Origin of the sequence: Leisingera caerulea DSM 24564, assembly GCF_000473325.1 — a bacterium.
In the GTDB taxonomy this organism is placed as follows: domain Bacteria; phylum Pseudomonadota; class Alphaproteobacteria; order Rhodobacterales; family Rhodobacteraceae; genus Leisingera; species Leisingera caerulea.
The window spans coordinates 17,282-21,535 of the sequence record NZ_KI421515.1 but is presented as its reverse complement, the minus strand read 5'-3'; the positions used below and the strand labels follow the sequence as shown (position 1 = coordinate 21,535).

The 4,254-nt window shown below is 68.6% G+C and carries 4 protein-coding genes; 3 read left to right on the top strand and 1 reads right to left on the bottom strand.

Features of this window, described 5'->3' with window-relative positions:
* The 3 genes from CAER_RS0126945 to CAER_RS0126935 form a co-directional block, all read left to right on the top strand.
* On the top strand, positions 1-584 hold a 584-nt coding region (locus tag CAER_RS0126945; protein ID WP_027238272.1), incomplete at its 5' end, for an ATP-binding cassette domain-containing protein.
* Positions 581-1,996 (top strand): HlyD family type I secretion periplasmic adaptor subunit, encoded by a 1,416-nt coding sequence (locus CAER_RS0126940; protein ID WP_027238271.1) that lies wholly within the window; start codon positions 581-583, stop codon positions 1,994-1,996. The genes CAER_RS0126945 and CAER_RS0126940, both read left to right, overlap by 4 nt.
* 340 nt (positions 1,997-2,336) lie before the next feature.
* Positions 2,337-2,552, top strand: coding sequence for a hypothetical protein (locus CAER_RS0126935; RefSeq protein ID WP_027238270.1), 216 nt, complete (start codon positions 2,337-2,339; stop codon positions 2,550-2,552).
* 375 nt (positions 2,553-2,927) lie between these two features.
* Here the strand turns inward: CAER_RS0126935 and CAER_RS0126930 are convergent, their stop codons facing one another.
* Complete coding sequence (locus CAER_RS0126930; RefSeq protein WP_027238269.1) at positions 2,928-3,935, bottom strand: replication initiator protein A; 1,008 nt, start codon at positions 3,933-3,935, stop codon at positions 2,928-2,930.
* Positions 3,936-4,254: the final 319 nt, after the last annotated feature.

Below are 4,254 nucleotides of genomic sequence, written 5' to 3'. Positions count from 1 at the left end.
TCGGCTTCCTGCCGCAGCGGGTGGAGCTGTTCCAGGGCACGGTGGCGGAAAACATCGCGCTGATGGACCCGGACGCCAAGCCCTCGGATGTGGTGGCGGCGGCGAAACTGGCGCAGGTGCATGAGATGATCCTGGCGCTGCCCGGCGGCTACAACGCCCCGGTCGGCCCGCGCGGCGAGTTCCTGTCCGCAGGCCAGCGCCAGCGCATCGGCCTGGCGCGCGCCTTCTTCGGCGACCGCAAGCTGATCGTGCTGGACGAGCCCAACGCCAATCTCGACCCCGAGGGCGAAGAGGCGCTGGCCACCGCCATCGAAGAAGCCTGCGCCCGCGGCGCCGCGGTGGTGGCGGTGACCCACCGGCTCAGCCTGCTGCGCCGGGTCAGCCATGCGGCGCTGCTGCAAGAGGGCCGCATCGCCCGCTTCGGCGAGGCGCGCCAGGTGATCGAGGCCGCCGCCCAGCCGATGGCCGCCGCGCAGGCGCATCAGGACGATCCCAAAATCGCCCCCTTCCGCCACCGCAACGCGGAAGGGGGCGCCGCCGGGCAAACCGCACAGGCGCCCGGCCCTAAAGGAGAAAGCGCATGAGCCTGGTGGAACATGACAGCCGCAGCCCCGCAGAGACCGGCCGCGTGCCGGCCAAGGGCGGCTTCCGCGACCTGATGCCCGCCGGCAGCAGCATGGATGTGCCGCTGCCCGGACGGCCGCCGACCCGGGTGCGCCAGCTGGTGCTGTGGATGGTGGTCTGCGGCTTCGGCCTGTTCGGCGGGCTGGTGTTCTGGGCCACCAAGGCCGAGCTGACCAGCGCAGTGGTGGCGCCGGGCGCCTTCAACGTGGCCGGCGACCGGCTGGCGGTGCAGCATCTGGAGGGCGGCATCCTGCGCGAGCTGAACATCACCGAGGGCAGCCGGGTCGCCAAGGGCCAGGTGATCGCCCGGCTCGACGGCCGCCGCATCCAGGCGCAGCTGGCGATCCTGAACGGCCAGCGGGCCAGCCTGCTGGCGCAGCAGGCGCGGCTGGACGCGGAGCTGAAGGGAACGGACAGCCTGCAGCCCGGCGCCGAGCTGCAGCAGCTCATCGCCCGGATGCCGGAACTGGCGCAGCTGGTGGCGGTGCAGCGCGACCTGCTCAGCTCCAACCGGGCGCTGTACCAGGGCCAGATGGACATCATCCAGGGCCGCATCACCCAGCTCAACGACCAGCTCAAGGGCCGCGATGCCCGCATCCGGGCCACCGAGGAGCAGCTGGCGCTGGTGCAGGCGGAGCTGGCGGACCTGGCCGGGCTGTTTGAAAAAGGCCTGGTGCCGAAGACCCGCATCAGCCAGCGGCAGATGCAGCAGAGCGGCCTGCTGGGCACCCTTGGCGCGATGGAAAGCGACCGCGGCAACGTGCTGGAGCAGATCGGCGAGATGAAAGAGCGGCGGCTGCAGGCCGGCCGCGACCGGGCGGCGCGGATCGCCGCCGAAAGCCAGGACGTGCAGGAGCAGCTGCTGGATCTGCACCAGCGCCTGGACGCCACGTGGGACGTGGCCGAACGCCAGACCATCCGCGCGCCGCGCGACGGCCGGGTGGTCGGGCTCAGCATCAACACCCTGGGCCAGGTGGTGGATCCCGGCCAGACCATCCTGGAGCTGATGCCCGAGGATGCGGGCCTGCTGGTGGAAACCCAGGTGGCGGTGGCCGATATCGACGAGGTCTCCGAGGGCAGCCTGGCGCGGGTGCAATTGACCGCCTACAGCTTCCGCTCCACCCCGCCGGTCACCGGCGAGGTGGTGATGGTGGCGGCGGGCAGCAGCATCGACCAGCTGACCGGCCAGCCCTATTACCCGGTGCATATCCGTATCAAGGAGGCCGATCTGGCCGCCCTGCCCAATGTGAAGGCCCTGCCCGGCATGCCGGCCCAGGCGATGATCGAAACCGGCCGCCAGACGCTGGCCGACTACCTGATCAGCCCGGTGCTCTCCAGCATGTCGCAGGCCTTGAAGGAAGGCAGCGGCTGACGCCGCCCCCGTCAGGAGGGCCGCGGTTCCGGGGGGAGGGCCGCAGCCTGTCCGGGCCCGCCTCAGCCGCCAGGGCTGAGGCGGGCCTGTTATTTTCGGGGGCTGCTCTCCCGCTTCAGCCCCACGCCTGCTTCCCTTGCCTGCCCCTGCGGCAGGCCAAGGGACTGGAAAAGGCGGGGCCGCCTGACCCTCGGCAGGCCGCGGATAGCCCTCAGCACCCCCGTCCTATCCTTTGGTGCAGCAGCGCCGCCGGGGCTGCCATGCTAGAAAGATCTCAACAGGCAGACACAGCCAGCTGCCGCCAAGACACACAGACACACAGACCGCAGGAGACACCCCCATGACCCTGATCAGCACCCTCACCGGCGTTACCGCAAGCCTGGCAGCCGTGGCCGCGGGCTTTCTCCTGGGCCTCCCGCTGCTGGCCCTGGCCCTGATCTACCCGGTCGCCGGGGTGCTGGGCTGCACCGCCTGCCAGTGGGCGCTGGAACAGCGCGAGCGCCTGGCCGCAAGGCCGCAGCTGGCCTATTACTCGCCCCGCCCCTATTTCGGCTGACCCGGCCCCCGCATTTCCGACCCCCCGCGCTTCGCCCCCGAGGCGCAAGGCCCGGCCGGCACACTCCCCCCTCGTGCCCCCGGCCACCTGCAGCCCCCGGCGTCCCTCCTCTCCTCCCCCCTCCCCCGCTGAGGACGGACGCCGGGGCCCGCGCTCTCTCACATCCCGCACAATCCGCGCCCTGCCGGAAATAGGTCCGGTCCGGACCAAATGTTTCGCGCGCGAAACATTTGGTCAATCATGCTGACCTTTTTTGGAGAGGTGTGGCCTCCGCCTTTGCCCGCAAAGGCGGAGGCCTTCGGCCTGAGAGTACAGCCTGTGAGTATTTGGGGAAAGATGAAGGCCGGCGGGCGCGTGCAAGGGCGCCTGTTGCGCCTATTCCGCGGCGCGTTTCCTGACCCAACCGAGGAAGGCCGCATCGGGCATCCTGAGGCGCGGGCTGCCGGTACGCACCCACATGGCGCGCCACTCCGCCTCCAGCGCATAGGCGTCGGCGCCGGGGATCAGGGCGCGGGCCTCCTCCAGCGTTGCGGGCTTCAGGCTGGGCGCGTTCAGCACCGCCTCGGTGACGGCGGCCTTCTGGGAGAACCGGATCACATCGCCCTCCAGCTCCTCCAGCGCGTAGTCGGGCAAGGGCTGCGCCTCAATCATGTCGCGGATCATCTTGCGGAACACCCGCCGCGGCGAGGCGGAGCCGGATTTCTTCAGCAGGGTTTCGACCGAGACCTGCCAGCTGTTCTGCCGCCCGCAATGCTTGCGCGCCAGCTCATAGATCCGCCGCTCCAGCGGTTTGCGCAGGCGGAAGTAATCGCGGGAAAGCGTCAGCACCGATTTCGACAGCACCGCCCGGTACAGCCAGTCGCTGAGCGTCACCGCCACGCTGACCATCTTGCCGCCGCGGGCCTTGCGGACGATTTCCCATTTCTCGATCAGGCCGAAGCCGGTGGTGACCTCCTGGCCGCCGGTCACGATATTGGTGGTGATGCGGGTGCCCGCCAGCCGCTCGAACGCCTCGCGCAGACGCCGGTAGGCATCGCCGGAGGTTTCGCGGTTGCAGGCAACCAGCAGGTCATGCGCCTTCAGGTGCAGGGTGCGGCTCACCTGGCGGCCGGCATTCAGCGCCGCCATCAGCTGGCTGATGCAGAAGATCAGGATGTCCTTGTCGTGGATCGTCGCCAGCCCCTTGACCGAGGGCGTCACGGTGATCTCGGCGCCGTTGTGCTGGTAATTGAGGATCCGCCGGTCCGGCCTTGTGCCCAACGAGAACAGCGGGTGCTCCATCGACGCCAGGTCGTTTTTGGGGATCGCCCCGAAGATATCGCAGAGAAAGAAATCCCCCTGCCCTTCTGGCGGAATCGCTCCCGCCGTCAGCTCTGCTGCCATATGCCTGTCCGCCGTCTGCTCTGCCGCCCGCCGGGATCTGCTGCCCCTGTTTGGCGACTCGTTTTATCGTGGTTTTGATTACGCCCACCCTAGGGTTATCCACATGTCCCGGCAACGGGGGTTCGGAATCGTTTCGTCGGGGGTTTGGAGTCATTTGATCGGGGTTTCAGAGTCACTGCCTGCGGAAAATCCGCCCCGATCGCCAATGAAAAAAGGGCTTTGCGCGCGCCCCCTTCCGCCTGTAACTAATAAATAACTCATTTATAACAGAGCAGATTTTTTTGAACGCTCTGCAACACCCCCGCCTGCCCCTGCCGCA

Coding starts and splice junctions, on each gene's coding strand:
- CAER_RS0126940 (WP_027238271.1), top strand. CDS start 581: ATGAGCCTGGTGGAACATGACAGCCGCAGCCCCGCAGAGACCGGCCGC.
- CAER_RS0126930 (WP_027238269.1), bottom strand. CDS start 3,935: ATGGCAGCAGAGCTGACGGCGGGAGCGATTCCGCCAGAAGGGCAGGGG.
- CAER_RS0126935 (WP_027238270.1), top strand. CDS start 2,337: ATGACCCTGATCAGCACCCTCACCGGCGTTACCGCAAGCCTGGCAGCC.